At 67.9% G+C, this 14990-nt stretch carries 18 protein-coding genes; 11 read left to right on the forward strand and 7 right to left on the reverse strand.

The genetic code is table 11. The annotated features are described in order from the left end of the window. Positions 1 to 6: 6 nt before the first annotated feature. The 11 genes from ACHQ4I_RS25240 (at position 7) to ACHQ4I_RS25290 (ending at position 9738) form a co-directional block, all read left to right on the forward strand. Complete coding sequence (locus ACHQ4I_RS25240) at positions 7 to 801, forward strand: ABC-2 transporter permease (protein WP_420774319.1); 795 nt, start codon at positions 7 to 9, stop codon at positions 799 to 801. Positions 802 to 1047: 246 nt separating this feature from the next. Continuing rightward, positions 1048 to 2106 (forward strand): hypothetical protein, encoded by a 1059-nt coding sequence (locus tag ACHQ4I_RS25245; RefSeq protein ID WP_420774320.1) that lies wholly within the window; start codon positions 1048 to 1050, stop codon positions 2104 to 2106. 28 nt (positions 2107 to 2134) lie between these two features. Next, on the forward strand, positions 2135 to 2446 hold the full coding sequence (locus ACHQ4I_RS25250) for a DUF1918 domain-containing protein (RefSeq protein ID WP_420774321.1): 312 nt from the start codon (positions 2135 to 2137) through the stop codon (positions 2444 to 2446). Between the two features lie 5 nt (positions 2447 to 2451). Next, positions 2452 to 3051, forward strand: a complete 600-nt coding sequence (locus tag ACHQ4I_RS25255) for an Rv1733c family protein (RefSeq protein WP_420774322.1) — start codon at positions 2452 to 2454, stop codon at positions 3049 to 3051. A gap of 125 nt (positions 3052 to 3176) precedes the next feature. Then, on the forward strand, positions 3177 to 4586 hold the full coding sequence (locus tag ACHQ4I_RS25260; protein WP_420774323.1) for a wax ester/triacylglycerol synthase family O-acyltransferase: 1410 nt from the start codon (positions 3177 to 3179) through the stop codon (positions 4584 to 4586). 78 nt (positions 4587 to 4664) lie between these two features. After that, entirely contained in the window at positions 4665 to 5465 is an 801-nt protein-coding gene (locus ACHQ4I_RS25265; protein WP_420774324.1) for a sigma 54 modulation/S30EA ribosomal C-terminal domain-containing protein, read from the forward strand. A 79-nt stretch (positions 5466 to 5544) separates the two neighbouring features. Beyond that, positions 5545 to 5916, forward strand: coding sequence for a ribose-phosphate diphosphokinase (locus ACHQ4I_RS25270; RefSeq protein WP_420774325.1), 372 nt, complete (start codon positions 5545 to 5547; stop codon positions 5914 to 5916). 89 nt (positions 5917 to 6005) lie between these two features. After that, positions 6006 to 6155 carry a hypothetical protein gene (locus tag ACHQ4I_RS25275; RefSeq protein ID WP_420774326.1) on the forward strand — a complete coding sequence of 50 codons (150 nt, stop codon included), beginning with the start codon at positions 6006 to 6008 and terminating at the stop codon, positions 6153 to 6155. 33 nt (positions 6156 to 6188) lie between these two features. Continuing rightward, positions 6189 to 8840, forward strand: a complete 2652-nt coding sequence (locus tag ACHQ4I_RS25280; RefSeq protein WP_420774327.1) for a cation-translocating P-type ATPase — start codon at positions 6189 to 6191, stop codon at positions 8838 to 8840. Between the two features lie 202 nt (positions 8841 to 9042). After that, the gene (locus ACHQ4I_RS25285; protein ID WP_420774328.1) at positions 9043 to 9522 is read left to right on the forward strand and encodes a nitroreductase family deazaflavin-dependent oxidoreductase; all 480 of its coding nucleotides are present in this window, start codon (positions 9043 to 9045) and stop codon (positions 9520 to 9522) included. A 3-nt stretch (positions 9523 to 9525) separates the two neighbouring features. Then, positions 9526 to 9738 carry a hypothetical protein gene (locus ACHQ4I_RS25290; protein WP_420774329.1) on the forward strand — a complete coding sequence of 71 codons (213 nt, stop codon included), beginning with the start codon at positions 9526 to 9528 and terminating at the stop codon, positions 9736 to 9738. Positions 9739 to 9839: 101 nt separating this feature from the next. On the opposite strand, the gene ACHQ4I_RS25295 is transcribed toward ACHQ4I_RS25290, so the two are convergent. The 7 genes from ACHQ4I_RS25295 to ACHQ4I_RS25325 all read right to left on the reverse strand — a co-directional run bounded on the left by ACHQ4I_RS25295 (position 9840) and on the right by ACHQ4I_RS25325 (position 14986). Next, positions 9840 to 10331, reverse strand: coding sequence for a DUF2267 domain-containing protein (locus ACHQ4I_RS25295; RefSeq protein WP_420774330.1), 492 nt, complete (start codon positions 10329 to 10331; stop codon positions 9840 to 9842). A gap of 9 nt (positions 10332 to 10340) precedes the next feature. Continuing rightward, positions 10341 to 11279, reverse strand: a complete 939-nt coding sequence (locus tag ACHQ4I_RS25300; RefSeq protein WP_420774331.1) for a universal stress protein — start codon at positions 11277 to 11279, stop codon at positions 10341 to 10343. 16 nt (positions 11280 to 11295) lie between these two features. Next, positions 11296 to 11541, reverse strand: coding sequence for a universal stress protein (locus ACHQ4I_RS25305; protein WP_420774941.1), 246 nt, complete (start codon positions 11539 to 11541; stop codon positions 11296 to 11298). A 343-nt stretch (positions 11542 to 11884) separates the two neighbouring features. Beyond that, positions 11885 to 12319, reverse strand: coding sequence for an Hsp20/alpha crystallin family protein (locus ACHQ4I_RS25310; RefSeq protein WP_420774942.1), 435 nt, complete (start codon positions 12317 to 12319; stop codon positions 11885 to 11887). Positions 12320 to 12520: 201 nt separating this feature from the next. Then, positions 12521 to 13216 (reverse strand): hypothetical protein, encoded by a 696-nt coding sequence (locus ACHQ4I_RS25315; RefSeq protein ID WP_420774332.1) that lies wholly within the window; start codon positions 13214 to 13216, stop codon positions 12521 to 12523. 94 nt (positions 13217 to 13310) lie between these two features. After that, positions 13311 to 13541, reverse strand: coding sequence for a hypothetical protein (locus ACHQ4I_RS25320; RefSeq protein ID WP_420774333.1), 231 nt, complete (start codon positions 13539 to 13541; stop codon positions 13311 to 13313). A 98-nt stretch (positions 13542 to 13639) separates the two neighbouring features. Continuing rightward, positions 13640 to 14986: an alpha/beta family hydrolase gene (locus tag ACHQ4I_RS25325; RefSeq protein ID WP_420774334.1), complete on the reverse strand. Its 1347-nt coding sequence runs from the start codon at positions 14984 to 14986 to the stop codon at positions 13640 to 13642. Positions 14987 to 14990: the final 4 nt, after the last annotated feature.

A 14990-nucleotide genomic window follows, 5' to 3' on the forward strand; every position in this document is an offset into this window, starting at 1 on the left:
AACACCATGTTGCGCACCGTATTCACGAAGTGCCTGCGCGATCAGCGGCGCGGGCTGATCGGCTGGAGCATCGGCATCGCGTCGCTGGTGTTGCTGGAATCCGCTATCTGGCCGTCATTTTCGAATATGTCCGGCATGCAGGAGTTCCTGAAGAACTATCCGGAGGCGTTGCGCAAACTGTTCAATCTCGACCAATTCGTCACCGGCGCGGGATTCCTGAACGCCGAGCTGTTCAGCATGCTGCTGCCGATCCTGTTCCTGGTGTTCGCCATCGGCCGCGGGGCCCGCGGCGTCGCCCGTGAGGAAGAGGACGGGACGCTGGAAGTGCTTCTGATGAACGGGGTTTCACCGATTCGGCTGGCACTCGAGCAGGCGGGGGTGGTGATCGCTTCGGTGGGGGTGCTGGCGATCGTGCTGTTCGGTTCGCTCGGGGTGGCTTCGGCGGTTTTCGGGCTCGGGGTGTCGATCGGCGCCGCCGCCACGGGGGCGCTGTCGATGGCGCTGCTCGGTATCGAGTACGGGTTGATCGCCGCGGCGGTCGGTGCGGCGACCGGACGAAGGGTTGTCGCGCTGGGTGCCGCTGCGGTGCTGGCCGTCGGCGCGTATGTGCTGTATGTGGCGAGCAAGCTGGTCGCGGCGGTGCGCCCGTGGGGGCCGTGGTCACCGTTTCATCAGGCGATCGAGGGTGGACCGCTCGGTGCTGGTCTGTCGGTGGCGTACCTGTGGCCGGCGCTGGTCGGTATCGGTTGTCTGCTGGTCGCCTTGCCGGTATTCGATCGGCGCGATATCGCTGGCGTGTGAGTAGGCCGTAGTCCGGGCCGCAGCGCCGATTCGCCGTGCCGACGGCGCAGTGCGGCGCCGCTTGCCGATGCGGCGTAGGACCCGGTAGGGACCAAAGACCCATGCGGTGAGCCCTCGAAGCCGACGATGCTCGGCCGGGTCTCGGCTTTCGCCGGGACTTCCGGGTGATCCTCAGGGGCAAATGGCTACCGGACCGGTGCCATTCGGTCCTGCCGCGACGCCGTGCAGTGGCGTGACGATCGACATATGACGATGAGCACGACTCGATACCAGACACTGGGATTCGGCACATCCGTGATGTTGTCGGCACTGCATTCCCCGCTCGCCCACGGACTGCGGCGAAACCTGTGCGAGCTGCGTTATCAGGCGCGGCGTTCGGGTCGTCATATTGCGCTTGCAGTGTCCTATGCCCGCATGGACGACAACGTGGTCATCCGGGTCGGTCGCGCCGACACGAAGACGTGGTGGCGCAACTTCCGCACACCCCGGCCGCTTTCGGTGTGGCTCGACGGCCGGTGGCATCGCGGTATGGGGCATGTGGCACAACCGGATTCGCTGGAACGCGAGGAAGCGGCAGCGATCTATCAGGCGGCATTTCCACGCTCGGAGGTTCCGACGACCGATCCGATCGTGGTGATCGAATTGGCGGGTACGCCCGAGCCGCACTACATGGTGGGCAGCCCAGCCGAACGCACCGAACAGCGGGGCTTGTGGCGGCGCTGGTTCACCAATGTGACACTCGGTGAATTGCTCGGCTTCGCGGCGCCCGCGGTGACCGGTGCCCTGGTGCGCGATACCGCACCGGTCACCGCCCTGGCGCTGCTGATCGCGGGCGTGGTCGAGGGCAGTGTGCTGGGCTGGTTCCAGGCCAGGGTATTGCGCTCGGCCCTGCCGGGATTGCGCTCGGGCGACTGGATTCGCGCCACCGCACTCGGGGCATTGGTCGCCTGGTCGATAGGCGCGGTCCCGGTGCTGGCCGGGGACGGACTCGACACCTGGTCCCCCTGGATCCTGGTGCCCGCGGCGACGGTCGGCGGAGTCGTCCTGCTCCTCTCACTCGGTGTCGCACAGTGGTTTGTTTTGCGCGACCACGTAATCGGTGCGGGTCGCTGGATCTGGGCGACCGCACTGGCCTGGTTGGCCGGGTTGCTCGCATTCACCGCCTTCACCAGCCCGCTATGGCAGCCCGGACAGTCCACGGCGCTCGTGGTGTTGATCGGCATCGTCGGCGGCCTGTTGATGGCCGCGACGATGGCTGCCGTCACCGGCTACTTCCTCGTCCGCATCCTGCGCACGAATCCTTGAACTTCACACACTGGTCGGAGGTCCGGTCATGCACGCACAACCCGGAGATTGGCTGATCGTCGAGGGCGGTGCCAACCACGGCCCCACTCGGCGCGGTCTCATCGAGGAGGTGCATTCGAGCGATGGCTCGCCGCCCTACCTGGTGCATTGGTCCGATACCGGGCATCGCGCGCTGACCTTCCCCGGTCCCGATTCCTATGTCCTGAGCAGTGCGCAGCTGCGCCAGCGGGAGCAGAACGCGGCGGCACGGCTCGCAGCACTGCGGCATGAGCTGTCGCGTCCAGGTCCCGCGGCGGAAACGATATCCGAGCCGGAAGCCACGACACGGCGGACGAGGTGATCAACATGTCGGAATACCCCTCATTGCCGACCCGTTGGTGGCGGCGACGGCCGTGGCGCAGCACGCCGCTGATGCGTGGGTCGGATCGGATCGAGGCCTTGGTGTGGCTGATCGCGGTGATCGTCATGCTCGTCGCGGTGCCGGTCGCGGGCGCGGCGGGAACGGCGGGCTACACCGCGGCGGCGAGCCGGATCCGGGTCGAGAACGCGACGAAAGTCTCCGTACCGGCCTCGATTACGGCGGCTCCGGAGCGCATCGTGACGGTTGACGCCTATGGTGCGGCCACCGAGCGATTCGAAGCGACGGTGCGCTGGAATCAGGGCGGTCGCGCCGGGACGACGACCACCGGGGTATCCGGCAAGTCCGCGCCGGGAGATGAGGTGCGGGTGTGGCTCGACGCCGATGGCAAAGCCACTACCCCACCGGTGCGTCCAGTTAACGCCGCCAACAGCGGTGTCGGCATCGGACTGACGGTGCTGGTCACCATCTGGGGTGGCGCACTTGTTTCGGGCTTCGGCGTCGGCCGCCTGTTGCGTGCGCGCCGCTACGCGGCCCTGGACCGGGAATGGCGCGGTATGAGCCGCCCGGTCGGACAGGACTCGTGACGACGGTCACCTCGGTCGGTTACTTTCGCATCTCGGGTGCGCGAGCGCGAAACGCGACAATTGGCTAGCGGCAGCTCCTCAGATGACCACAGTCAGGTCGGCGGCGGACGAGATAGGTGCCCATCATGACCGAGTTACGCCCACTGGATTCGGGATTCATCGAACTCGAGGATTCCGACCGGCACATCAGCCTCGGAATCGGCGCGGTCGCGATCATTTCCGGAACCGCGCCGAAGCGGGCCGAATTCACCGAGGCGCTGGTCGAACACCTCGAACACAACACCCGGCTACGGCAGCGGATCCACCGTGCGCCACTGGACCTGGTCGCACCGGTATGGGAGGACGATCCGCATTTCGAGGTGGCGCGCCACATCCGCTGGGCCGCCCTCCCTGAGCCGGGAGATGAGGCGACGCTGTTCGAACTGATCGCGACCGAACTCGCGGAGCGACTCGACCGCGACCATCCGCTGTGGCAGTGCACCGTCGTCGAACATCTCGCCGGCGACCGCTGGGCGCTGATCGTACGGGCACACCACAGCCTCGTCGACGGTGTCTCGGGGATCTCACTGCTGGAGAGCTTCTGCGATCGAACCACCGACGACGTACCAGCCCGCAAGCCGCGCCAAAATCACGAAAACCACACTGCGGCCGGATGGTTCGGCTGGGTGGTCAAGAGCCTGCGGATGCCGCTGGAGGCACCTCGCTTCGTGATCGGCACGCTGCGCAGCCTCGCTCCGATCGCGGTCGCGGCCATCAGCCCGGCCACCGAATCCTCGCTGAACGGTCCCATCGGGAGCCAGCGCCGTTACGTCGCCGTGCGCACCTCACTCTCCGATGTGCGCGGCATCGGCGCGGTGCTCGGTGTGACCGTCAACGACATCGTGCTCGCCGCGGTCGCCGCCGCCTACCGAGCCCTGCTGTTGCGCCGTGGCGAGGAGCCGACCCGCGATAAGCTGCGCATCCTGGTGCCGGTGTCGATGCGACCGGCGGAGGCGAAATACGCCCTCGACAACCGAATTTCGGCCATACTGCCGCACCTGCCGGTCGATATCGCCGACCCGGTCGAACGACTCGGCACGATCCATGACCGGATGACCGCACACAAGTCCGACGGCTCGGCACAGGCCGAGAACTCCCTGCTGTCGATGGCCGCGCGGCTCCCGTTCGCCCCCGTCGCCTGGACCGTTCGGCTCGCGGCGCGCTTCCCCCAGCGCGGCGTCGGCGCGTTGGCGACCAACGTTCCCGGGCCGCGGCGCGAGCTGACCGTGCTGGGCCACAAGGTGCTGGAACTGCTGCCGTGTGTGCCGATCGCGATGCGCCTGCGCACCGCCATCGCCATCCTCAGCTACGGCGATCACCTGGCCTTCGGCATCACCGGTGATTACGACACCACCCCCGATATCGACGTGATCGCCGACGGAATCCGGGACGGCATCGCGGAACTGGCCGAACACGCCACCGTCGCGCACCTGCCGCAGGACGGCACCTCCCCTGCCAGGGCGCACCGCGACCACGAAGCACCCGCTCGCGGCTGATCAATTCCGCTCGAACGATGACCTTCGACCCTCTCCACGGCATCGGGTCGGTGCCACAGTCGTCCCTGAGGAGGATTCATGCAAACCCAATCAAAGGAATCGGATTCGATACTGCGGATCTCCGCCGACCGGAACGTATCGGCCGCCGGGGCGGCGTACGCGCGCGAAAAGATCGGCGACGCACTGAATCACGCGCCGGAGCCGGTACTGTCGGCGCGCGTGCGACTCACCGGGCAGACCGATCCGGCGGCCACCAATCCGATTGTCGCCCAGGCGAATGTGAATATGGATGGTCGTGCCGTCCGTGTCCAGATCGCGGCGGCGACCACCCGCGAGGCGATCGATCTGCTAGAGGCGCGGTTGAAGGCGCGACTTCAGCGGCTTGCGCGGAATTGGGAGGCGATTCGCGGCCGCCGGACCGTACCGGCCGCACACGAATGGCGTCACGGCGATGCGCCGCGGGCCCGGCTGCCGTACTTCCCGCGCCCCACCGACGAACGTCAGGTGGTGCGGCGCAAGGCGCTCGCGCTGGCCGAGGCGACCTGTGACGAGGCCGCGTTCGATATGGCGCTGCTGGATTACGACTTCCACCTCTTCACCGAATCCGGCACGGGCAGCGACAGCGTGTTGTATCGCACCGGCCGCGGCGGCCACCGGCTCGCCCAATTCGATCCGCATCCCGAAAAGGTCACCCGTGGCGCGCTGCGGATGACGATCAGTCCGTGGCCGGCGCCGGTCATGAACGTCGAGGCCGCGATCGTGCGCCTGGAATTGACCGGCTGGCCGTTCGTGTTCTTCCACGATCGCGAGCTGGATCGCGGCTGCGTGCTCTATCACCGCTACGACGGGCACTACGGGCTGATTACACCCGTCGGGTAGTGGGGCAGGGACCAACGGCTCTTCGGTTGGCGACGACCGGATCTGCCTTTTCCATCCCGCGCATCGGAAGCTGAATGTCATGACCACACTGCGTGTCGTGTCCGGGAGCGCCAACCCGGGGCTGGCCGCCGCCATCGCCGATCGGCTGGACGTCGTCGACCCGCACACCGAGGCGCTGGAGGCGATATCGCCTGTACCCGTCGAGGTATTGACCGCCGTGCCGCTGCTGTCGGAGGCGGCGGCCCCGGCGCGATCCGGGCGGACCATCGTCGTCGCGCCGGATCTCGGCGCCGCGAAACTCGCCGAACAGTTCGCGGCGTCGATGCAGGATTCGGTGGCGATCGTGCGCAAATTCCGGATTCGGCCGCTCCATACGAGGTGTGCTCGGTCGCGCCGCTGCTGGCCGATGCGATCGCCCGCATGCACCACAACCAGCCGTTGCACGAGTTAGTGCCCCACGCATGACACCGACCAAAGGAGATCACCGGTCGACGCGACGCAAACCGATGCGATGATCGACCGAGAACGGAGCAGACGGATATGAGTACCGGTGCGGTGATCGCCTATGTGGCGACCGGGGTCTGGTTGGCGACGCTGCTGTGTTTGTTCGCGCTGCTGATCGCGGCCCGGTGGACCCGGCGCCATCCCGATCGTCATTCCCGCAAATCACACCCCCGAACGGGGATGTAGGCAGGCACGGCCGACGGCGGACGGGAGGTGCAGATGCGCGAGCGAATCCAAGTCGATCCGAGCGAGCGAATCCCGATCGCGGCACGCAGGGCAGCCGGGCGGAATGTCGGGAACGCACCGGTATCCGGGCAATGCGGTCTGACCGCGGACGAAGCGGCCAGGCGGCTGGCGAGTGCGGGGCCCAACGCGCTGCCGGTGCGGCGCCGGACACCGGCCTGGCGACGCCTCGCGGCGGAGCTGGTGCATTTCTTCGCGCTGCTGTTCTGGGTCGCGGGGGCGCTGGCGTTCGTGGCCGGTATGCCGCAGTTGGGTATCGCGGTGTTCGTGGTCGTATTGCTCAACGGCGCCTTCGCATTCGCACAGGAGCAGCGGGCCGAGCACGCCGCCGAACGGTTGCGTGGGCTGCTCCCGCGACAGGTCACCGTTGTGCGCGACGCGACCGTGCTGGAGATATCGGCCGAACAACTCGTCATGGATGACATGGTGCTGCTCGCCGAGGGCGATCGCGTGTCGGCGGACCTGCGCCTGGACCGGGTGCACGGGCTCGCGGTGGACACCTCGGCGCTCACCGGCGAAAGCGTGCCCGAGCACCCGGCGCCGGGCGAATCGGTGTATGCCGGATGCTTCATCGTCGAGGGCGAGGGCCAAGCGACTGTGGTGGCGACCGGGCCGCAGACGCGGCTGGCCGGTATCGCGAAACTCACCCAGGCGCAGCGCCCCGCGGCCACCCCGCTGCGGCGCGAACTGGATCGGATCTCGCGGATCATCGCCGCCGTCGCGATCGTAGTGGGCGTCGCGTTCTTCGCGGTGGCGCTGCTGCTCGGCACCCGGGCCTCCGATGGTTTCCTGTTCGCGGTCGGTGTCACCGTGGCCGTGGTGCCCTGCGGGTTGCTGCCGACCGTCACGCTGTCACTGGCCATGGGCGCACAGCGGATGGCCGAGCGACGTGCGCTGGTCCGGCACCTCAAGGCCGTGGAAACGCTGGGATCGACCACATTCATCTGCACCGATAAGACCGGAACGCTCACCAAGAACGAGATGTCGGTGGTCGAGGTCTGGCTGCCCGACGGCACGGTGACGATCAGCGGTGACGGGTACGAGCCGACGGGCGAGGTGAACTACCCGCCCACCGGCAGTTCGGATTCGGTGCGGGAGTTGGCGTCGGCGGCGCGGCGCTGCTCATCGGGCCGCGCGGTCCGCCGCGACGGCGAGTGGGTCGCGCAAGGTGACCCGATGGAGGCCGCGCTGGACACGTTAGCGCACCGCGTGGCCGCTGCGGGCGACACCGACGCGCCTCCAGAGCGCGCACGGTTCCCGTTCGACGCGCGTCGGCGGCGCATGTCGGTGGTCGTCGCGGACCGGGTGCTCGTGAAAGGCGCACCGGATGCGATCTTTTCGCGCTGCACCACACTGCCGGAGGCGACAGCGGCACTGCACCGGCTGGCCGGGCGCGGTCTGCGGGTCATAGCGGTCGCCGCCCGCCCAATTGCCTCGGACCCGCCCACCTCCGCCGACGACGCCGAGCGCGACCTGACCCTGTTGGGCCTTGTCGCACTGGAGGATCCGCCCCGCCGGGGCGCGGCCGACGCGCTGGCCGCCTGCCGCCGCGCGGGCATTCGAGTCGCCATGATCACCGGGGACCATCCAGAGACTGCCAGGGCCATCGCCCGTGAGATCGGTTTGACCGGCCCGGCCGCACCGGTTCACACCGGACACGAATTGCCCAGCGGTGAACCGGAGTTGGGCGAGTTGCTGGACCGGGACGCGGTCATCGTGGCCCGGGTGACCCCGGAGGACAAACTCCGTATCGCCAAGGCGCTGCAGGCCCGCGGCCATGTCGTAGCGATGACCGGCGACGGGGTGAACGATGCACCCGCCCTGCGGGAGGCCGCGATCGGCGTCGCCATGGGCAAGTCGGGCACCGATGTGGCGCGCGAGGCGGCCGATCTGGTGCTACTCGACGACGACTTCGGCACCATCGTCGCCGCCATCGAACAAGGGCGGGCGACCTTCGCCAATATCCGGCGCTTCCTCACCTATCACCTCACCGACAATGTCGCCGAGCTGGCACCCTTCGTCGCATGGGCGCTCTCCGGCGGCGCGTTTCCGCTCGCGATCGGCGTCTTGCAGGTGCTCGCCCTCGATATCGGAACAGATGTGCTGCCAGCGCTGGCCCTCGGCGCGGAACCACCGGCCCCGCATGTGCTGGACCGACCGCCGATCCGCGGTCATCTGCTCGACCGCAGGCTGTTCGCCCGGTCCTTCGGTGTCCTCGGTCCGGTCGAGGCGGCGACGAGCCTCGCAGTGTTCGTCCTGTCCTTCCTCGCGATGGGCTGGCGGCCGGGCGAAGCGTTCCCCACCGGACCGGCGCTGGCAGCCGCCTCGGGCGCGGCGTTCACCGCGATCGTCTTCGGCCAGGCGGCAAACGCCTTCGCCTGTCGCAGCACGATCCGGCCGTTCTGGCGGATGCCGCCGCGCACCAACCGCCTGCTCCTGGGAGCCATCCTGGCGGAGTTCGGCATGCTCGCCGCCTTCCTCTACCTTGCGCCGATCGCCCGCTTACTCGGCCAGGCGGGTCCGACCGGGCCCGGCGCGCTCGCCGCATTGCTCGCGATCCCGGCTGTCCTGCTCGCAGACACTCTGTACAAACGTCTCGCACCGGCGAACCGCCGGAGTCGGTCATGACAACGAAGCAACCTTTATCACCACGTCTTTCGGTGCCCACGGTGGTGCTCGCCGCTGCCCTGGGAGTGATCCGGCCGAGCATGTCCTGCGCACCGGTCAGGTCGGAGGACACTCTTGGACAGGGTCTTTGGCCCTGGGCGGAATCATGTACGCGAGGCAGGCTGAGTCGGTAATCGAAATCGATGCATACGAGGAGCACGTCATGCGGGGTTACGACAACTATCTGCGCTGGCTCTATCGCAGCGGTCGGCCGAATTGGTTCGCGCGATGGCAGAATCGTCTGTCGGCATGGATTTTCGCGGCGGGTATCGCACCGCGGCGGGTCGCCGCACTCGGTATTCGCGGGCGGCGCAGCGGGCAGGTGATCTGGTTTCCGGTGGTGCTGACGGATTTCGCCGGCCAACGCTATGTGGTGTCGATGTTGGGGCGGAATGTGAACTGGGTGCGCAATCTCGACGCCGCCGAAGGTCACGCCGAACTGCGCCACGGAACCGACGAGCACGTCCACCTCGTGGCGGTCGAACCGGAACAGCGCGCGCCGATCCTGCGGAACTACCTGCGGGTCGCACCGGGAGCCCGACCGCATATCCCGGTTACCCGGGACGCCCCGGTGGCCGACTTCGAGCGGATCGCCCCGGACTATCCGGTGTTCCGTATCGAGTCAGAGCCGATGCGCGCCTGACCGATGAGGACTGCGAATCCCCCTTTCGCGTCCCCGCTCAATCTGTCGGTGTTCCTCCACGGTGCGCGGTTCGACTTCACCGCCTGCCTCACCGCCGCACTGGAATTCATGCGCGAACACCAGGCGCGCCACTACCACGACGCCGTCACCATCGACCTCGGCGACACCAGCCGCTACCCCCGCCTCCCCAACGAACGGCTATACCTCGGCCCGTGAGATGAGACAGCGATCTTTGGAATCCGAATGCGAGAGCATCGGCAGAACTGACTCGACAGCAGACGTGCCGGGCGTACGTTCTCCGGTGGTGGCGCGCATTATCACGGGGCCCGGAATGGCTTGCGGTTGTTGACGGCCGCCTCGTCGACATCCTCATCGAAGGGACCGGTATTCACGCCGAACAGCAGATTGCGTAGGTCCTCCGGGAAGACGGCCGCGATCTGATCCAACTGGCCCGGTGAGCAGAGGTCACGCAGGGCGTCGGTGACGAGCCAGGCCAGCCCGGTGGCCTCGTCCTCGGTCACACCGGCCTCGGCCGCGAACTGCTGGAGAAACTCCGGGACACTGTGCGAGACAGGCACTTTGGCGGGGACCCAGCCCTCGAAGAAGATGCCGCGCAGCAATGCGGGCAATTGTGCGCTCAGATGCGCGGCTCCCGCCACCTCCAACCGGTCGCGCACGGTGTGCAGCCAGGCGCGGGTCACCCGATAGGCGAAGGCGCGGTCCTCGGTCGCCAGGTCGTCGGTGATGCGGCGCAGCCACACATGCGCGGTGTGCACGGCATGGGCGAAGGGATCATCGGGGTTCGACATTGTCACCACCTAATCGGGATGGACGACCATCACAGGGCAGAATGCATGCTGTACAAGCGAATTGCTGGTGGAACCGAAGAGCAGGCCGCGGAATCCGCCGCGACCACGGCTGCCGACCACGACCAGCTGTGCCTTCTTCGACCACTCCATGAGGTGCGTCCTGGCATCGGACTGATAGACCTCACGGGTCACCGGAACGTCCGGGAACTTCTCCTGCCAGTCGGCTAGGCGCTCGGTCAGCAGCACCGTCTCGGCGGCCGCGATATCCTCGTCCGGAATATCGAGAAAGTCGTATCCGGCGAACTCCGCGAAGTCGAGATCGCTCCAGGCGTGCACCGCGACCAGATCGGTGTCGCGCTCGGCGGCTTCGGCGAATGCCATGCCGACTGCGGCCTCACCGGCCAGGCTGCCGTCGATCCCGACCACAACCGGACCGTCCGACCGTGGTGGCTGTGCCGGATCACCGGCCCGCGCGACCACGACAGCACCCCGACCATGGGCCACCACGGCCAGCAGGGTCGAGCCGAGATGGCGCAGGGAGCCGACACCGGGCGTCGCCCCGAGCACCATCAGATGCGCCGTGCTCGAGTGCCGAACCAGCAGTTCGGCCGGATTCGCGTCGGAGACCTCGGTGGTGATGGTCAGCTCCGGGGCGACTTCGTGCGCGAGATGCCGTGCGGCCGCCACGAGACGGGTACCGCGGGCGCGGAATTCATCCATCAGCGACGACAACGCGACCGCGTGTCCGTGCAGCGCAGCAGGCACCGCGCCCAGGTCGAGGCCATGTGTGATGAGCAGTCCGCGACCCCGCCGCGCCGCGGTTCGGGCAGCCCAGCGCACCGCGAGGTCCGCGCCCTCGGTGCCGTCGGCGCCGACGACCACCATGGCCGAGGGCACCCGATGTGGATCGGTGGTGCTCGGATCGGACGGACTGTTGCGGTCGGACATCGGATTTCACACCTCTCTAGTGCTGATGGGCCACCAGGACCGGGCAGTGGGCAGGCTGGATCAGGAAATTGCTTGTGGAGCCGAGCAGCATGTCGCGGAACCCGCCCCGCGCGCTGCTGCCGACCACGACCAATTGCGCGGTCTGCGAACAGGCGAGCAGCCGATCGCACGGCCCGCCCGGATACACCTTGCGGATCACCTCGACCTCGGGGAACTTCTCCGACCATCCTGCCAGCTGCTCGGCCGGCACATCCTGCGCCACGGCCGCCAATTCGCGGATCGTGAGGATGCCGGGAAGTCCCGAGAAGGTAGGCCGACCACGACCGGACCGGCGCGGTGAGTGGGCGGTTCATCACCCCGAACCACTACGACACCGCCATGGCCGTGGGCGGCCACGGCGAACAGCGTCGAGCGCAGGTGGGTGAGCCCACCGCCCGCTCCGGCCGCGTACGACGCATCGGAGCCGTCGACGCCGACCACCACCGACGCCGAGGCCCGCTGATGCCGATCGACTGCGGGTTGGACGGGCATATGCAGCGTCCCTTCGAGGATCGATACGGCGATCCGGGCGGCCGCCGCGACGGCCGTCCCGGATCCGGTCGTCGCTATGAGGATTTGATCGCGATGTGCTTTTCGGCGGGCACGGCGACCTCGGCGACGGGCACCGAAATGGTGAGGATCCCCTTGTCGTACGACGCGGCGATATCGTCTTCCTTCGCGCCTGCGGGCAGTGCGACCGAGCGGACGAACGAGCCGTAGCTGAACTCCGACCGGCCCTTTGTCTCCTGCCTTTCGCCGCGCTCGGCCTTGATAGTGAGCACACCGTCACGGACGGTGATGGTGACATCCTTGTCCGGATCCAGGCCGGGCATCTCGGCGCGCACCAGATATCTGCCCTCGGACATCTCGTCCTCGACGCGCAGCAGACGGCCCTGCACTAACGGGCGCATGTTCTCGATGGTCGGGAAAACCCCGAGCCAGTCGGTCAGTTCGGGAAACAGTGAGTGCGTACGGCGATGTACCGGAAGCAGGCTCATGATTGGCTCCATTTTCGTTGGGAGACTGACACTTTCGATTCGACCACTGCCCGCTGTGCCGGACTAGGGACCCCGGTCCCGATCGGATCGGGCCGTTTGTCGTCGTCGCGGGGGCGCAAAGTCCGGTGACGCGCCGGTCGCGCACCACCGTCTGGGGTGCGCAGCGCGTCGGCGGCCGAAAGCCGGAACCGCAGATGTCGCGAATTATGTTGTGGCAACGCCAGTTCCGCGTAGAACGAGGCGGAACCGGCCACGCGGACGCGGCACAGGTCGTCCGACCCGACGGCCTTCGCGCCGAGCGTTCACCGGCGCGGCGACATAGCGTGGTTCGAGGACGTACCCCAAGAACGCCGCCGTAACGGCGGCCGAGATCACGGCCAACACCAGACCCGCGACCAATTCGGTCACCGCGGCCGGTACCGCGATCTGTCCCGATCGCCGCAGCGGCATGGTGATCAGGCCGATCACAACCAAACCCATGGTCCACCCCACCGCATTGGCCACGATCCATAAAACGGCACGCTCGGTCCAGCGGCGCAACACCATCCACTGCGCGATGCCCAGTGCGAACACCAGCACCAGTCCGCCCGCCACGGCGAGCGGCGCTTGAACCGAGGTGGGTGCGTAGGCCATCCACGGCCCGTTGCGCAGGAAGATCGACACCACTGCCCAGGCCAGTGCCGTACCGGCAGCCGTGGCCAGCACCCAATCGCGCATCCCGAACCCGGCCAACAGCGAACGCAATATCACGGCCTGGAAGCCGCCGAGTACGACCCCGGCGACGGCACCGGCGATCGGCAACGCCGCCGTCACATCGGGCAGCGCCGCCGACATCAGCGTGGGCGACGCGAAGCCGATGCCCCCGCCGCCCGCGCACGCCATGAACCAGCGGCGTCGCATACTGACTTCGTCACGAGCGACCACGTTCGCCCCTCTCCACCAGGTGTCACAATGAATTGATCGCATTCACTTTCGTCATCCGGCCCATGCCGGGTCAGTGCATCGAGTCACCGGTCGACGTGACCTTCGGCCCACGGTGCTCGGCTGCGTCGCCTCGATTCCGGCGACCGCCGCGGCTGGCTTCACCGCCGCACGCACCCGGGTCCGGCCGGAATCGATGGCCGCCGATCGCGAACACGCCGAGCAGCAGTCCGAACGCACCCGAGATCAGCAGCGGCAAGCGGCCGGTCCCCTGCCAGGCCAGGCCCGCCCAGATCCCTGCCATGAGGATGGCGCCGAGGTCCTCGACAACAGCCGATTTCGGCCCTGCCGAATCACCGTCGCGACGACGAGTTCCGGTCGCCGGCAATGACCCCGGCGTGCCTATGACTCGCCGTGCTCGGATCGTTCCTCCGCGGGGATGGGGCCCAGTTGGGCGACGAACCAGTCGCGGGCCAGTTCGGCGACCTTCTCCAGGGCGCCGGGTTCGGCGAACAGGTGGGTCGCGCCGGGTACGACGGCGAGTGTGGTTTCGCACGACATCGCCGCTTGCGCAAGCTGATTGAGCTCCAGCACAACGGTGTCGTGGCCGCCGACGATCAGCAGGGTCGGCGCTCGGACATCGGCCAGCCGGTCACCGGCCAGATCGGGTCGGCCACCACGGGACACTACCGCGTGAATCTCGACCTGCGGATCGGCCGCTGCCGACAATGCCGCACCGGCCCCGGTACTGGCCCCGAAGTAGCCGATCCGCAAACCGGGGACGTGTTCTTGGCGGACAAGCCATTCGGTGACCTCGACCAACCGCCGCGCCAGCAGATCGATGTCGAAGACCCGAGCCCGGTGGATCTCCTCCTCGACCGTGAGCAGATCGAACATCAGCGTGCCGAGACCAGCCTGGTTCAGCACGCTGGCCACATAGCGATTGCGGGGACTGTGTCTGCTGCTGCCGCTGCCGTGCGCGAAGACGACCATTCCGATCGGCTGCTCCGGAATTGTGAGATGTCCGGTGAGTTCGACCTTTCCGGCGATCACCCGAACGTCGTCGTCGCGCAGCGGCGGGTCGCTCTCGGGCATCGATAGCCGCTTCGGCACGCTCTCGGCGGCGCGGTGCAGCAGCTCGGTGACCTCGCGGTCGGGGGTTTGACCGAAGCGGTAGTACCACTGCCCGACCGCGTGGAGCCACGACGGCTGCTCGACGCAGATCACCTCGTCGGCCTCCTTCGACAGCTCGGCCAGCACGTCCGGCGCGCCGACCGGCACGGCGAGCACGACCCGTGCCGCGCCCAGCGCCCGGACCACCCGGCAGGCCGCGCGGGCGGTCGCGCCGGTGGCGACACCGTCGTCGACGATGATCGCTGTCCGTCCCGCCAGGGGGATTCGCGCACGCTCACCCCGGTATCGTTCGATCCGGCGCCGAAGTTCTTCGCGCTCATGGTCTTCCACGGCCGCCATCTCCGCGGCGGTGAGCCGCGCCTCCTCGATCACCGATTCGTTGAGCACGCGGACGCCCGACTCGCCGATGGCGCCGAAAGCCAGCTCCGGCTGATATGGAACCCCGAGCTTGCGCACCACGATCACATCCAGCGGCGCACCGAGCGTGCGCGCGACCTGGAACGCGACCGGAACTCCGCCGCGCGGCAAACCGAGCACGACGGTATCGGCATCCTTCAACTGCCGCAGGCGCACCGCCAGTTGTCGGCCAGCGTCGCCTCGGTCGAGAAAAACCATCGCC

Origin of the sequence: Nocardia nepalensis (assembly GCF_048910785.1) — a bacterium.
GTDB lineage: Bacteria > Actinomycetota > Actinomycetes > Mycobacteriales > Mycobacteriaceae > Nocardia > Nocardia nepalensis.

Coding starts and splice junctions, on each gene's coding strand:
- ACHQ4I_RS25240 (WP_420774319.1), top strand. CDS start 7: ATGTTGCGCACCGTATTCACGAAGTGCCTGCGCGATCAGCGGCGCGGG.
- ACHQ4I_RS25245 (WP_420774320.1), top strand. CDS start 1,048: ATGACGATGAGCACGACTCGATACCAGACACTGGGATTCGGCACATCC.
- ACHQ4I_RS25250 (WP_420774321.1), top strand. CDS start 2,135: ATGCACGCACAACCCGGAGATTGGCTGATCGTCGAGGGCGGTGCCAAC.
- ACHQ4I_RS25255 (WP_420774322.1), top strand. CDS start 2,452: ATGTCGGAATACCCCTCATTGCCGACCCGTTGGTGGCGGCGACGGCCG.
- ACHQ4I_RS25260 (WP_420774323.1), top strand. CDS start 3,177: ATGACCGAGTTACGCCCACTGGATTCGGGATTCATCGAACTCGAGGAT.
- ACHQ4I_RS25265 (WP_420774324.1), top strand. CDS start 4,665: ATGCAAACCCAATCAAAGGAATCGGATTCGATACTGCGGATCTCCGCC.
- ACHQ4I_RS25270 (WP_420774325.1), top strand. CDS start 5,545: ATGACCACACTGCGTGTCGTGTCCGGGAGCGCCAACCCGGGGCTGGCC.
- ACHQ4I_RS25275 (WP_420774326.1), top strand. CDS start 6,006: ATGAGTACCGGTGCGGTGATCGCCTATGTGGCGACCGGGGTCTGGTTG.
- ACHQ4I_RS25280 (WP_420774327.1), top strand. CDS start 6,189: ATGCGCGAGCGAATCCAAGTCGATCCGAGCGAGCGAATCCCGATCGCG.
- ACHQ4I_RS25285 (WP_420774328.1), top strand. CDS start 9,043: ATGCGGGGTTACGACAACTATCTGCGCTGGCTCTATCGCAGCGGTCGG.
- ACHQ4I_RS25290 (WP_420774329.1), top strand. CDS start 9,526: ATGAGGACTGCGAATCCCCCTTTCGCGTCCCCGCTCAATCTGTCGGTG.
- ACHQ4I_RS25295 (WP_420774330.1), bottom strand. CDS start 10,331: ATGTCGAACCCCGATGATCCCTTCGCCCATGCCGTGCACACCGCGCAT.
- ACHQ4I_RS25300 (WP_420774331.1), bottom strand. CDS start 11,279: ATGTCCGACCGCAACAGTCCGTCCGATCCGAGCACCACCGATCCACAT.
- ACHQ4I_RS25315 (WP_420774332.1), bottom strand. CDS start 13,216: ATGCGACGCCGCTGGTTCATGGCGTGCGCGGGCGGCGGGGGCATCGGC.
- ACHQ4I_RS25320 (WP_420774333.1), bottom strand. CDS start 13,541: ATGGCAGGGATCTGGGCGGGCCTGGCCTGGCAGGGGACCGGCCGCTTG.
- ACHQ4I_RS25325 (WP_420774334.1), bottom strand. CDS start 14,986: ATGGTTTTTCTCGACCGAGGCGACGCTGGCCGACAACTGGCGGTGCGC.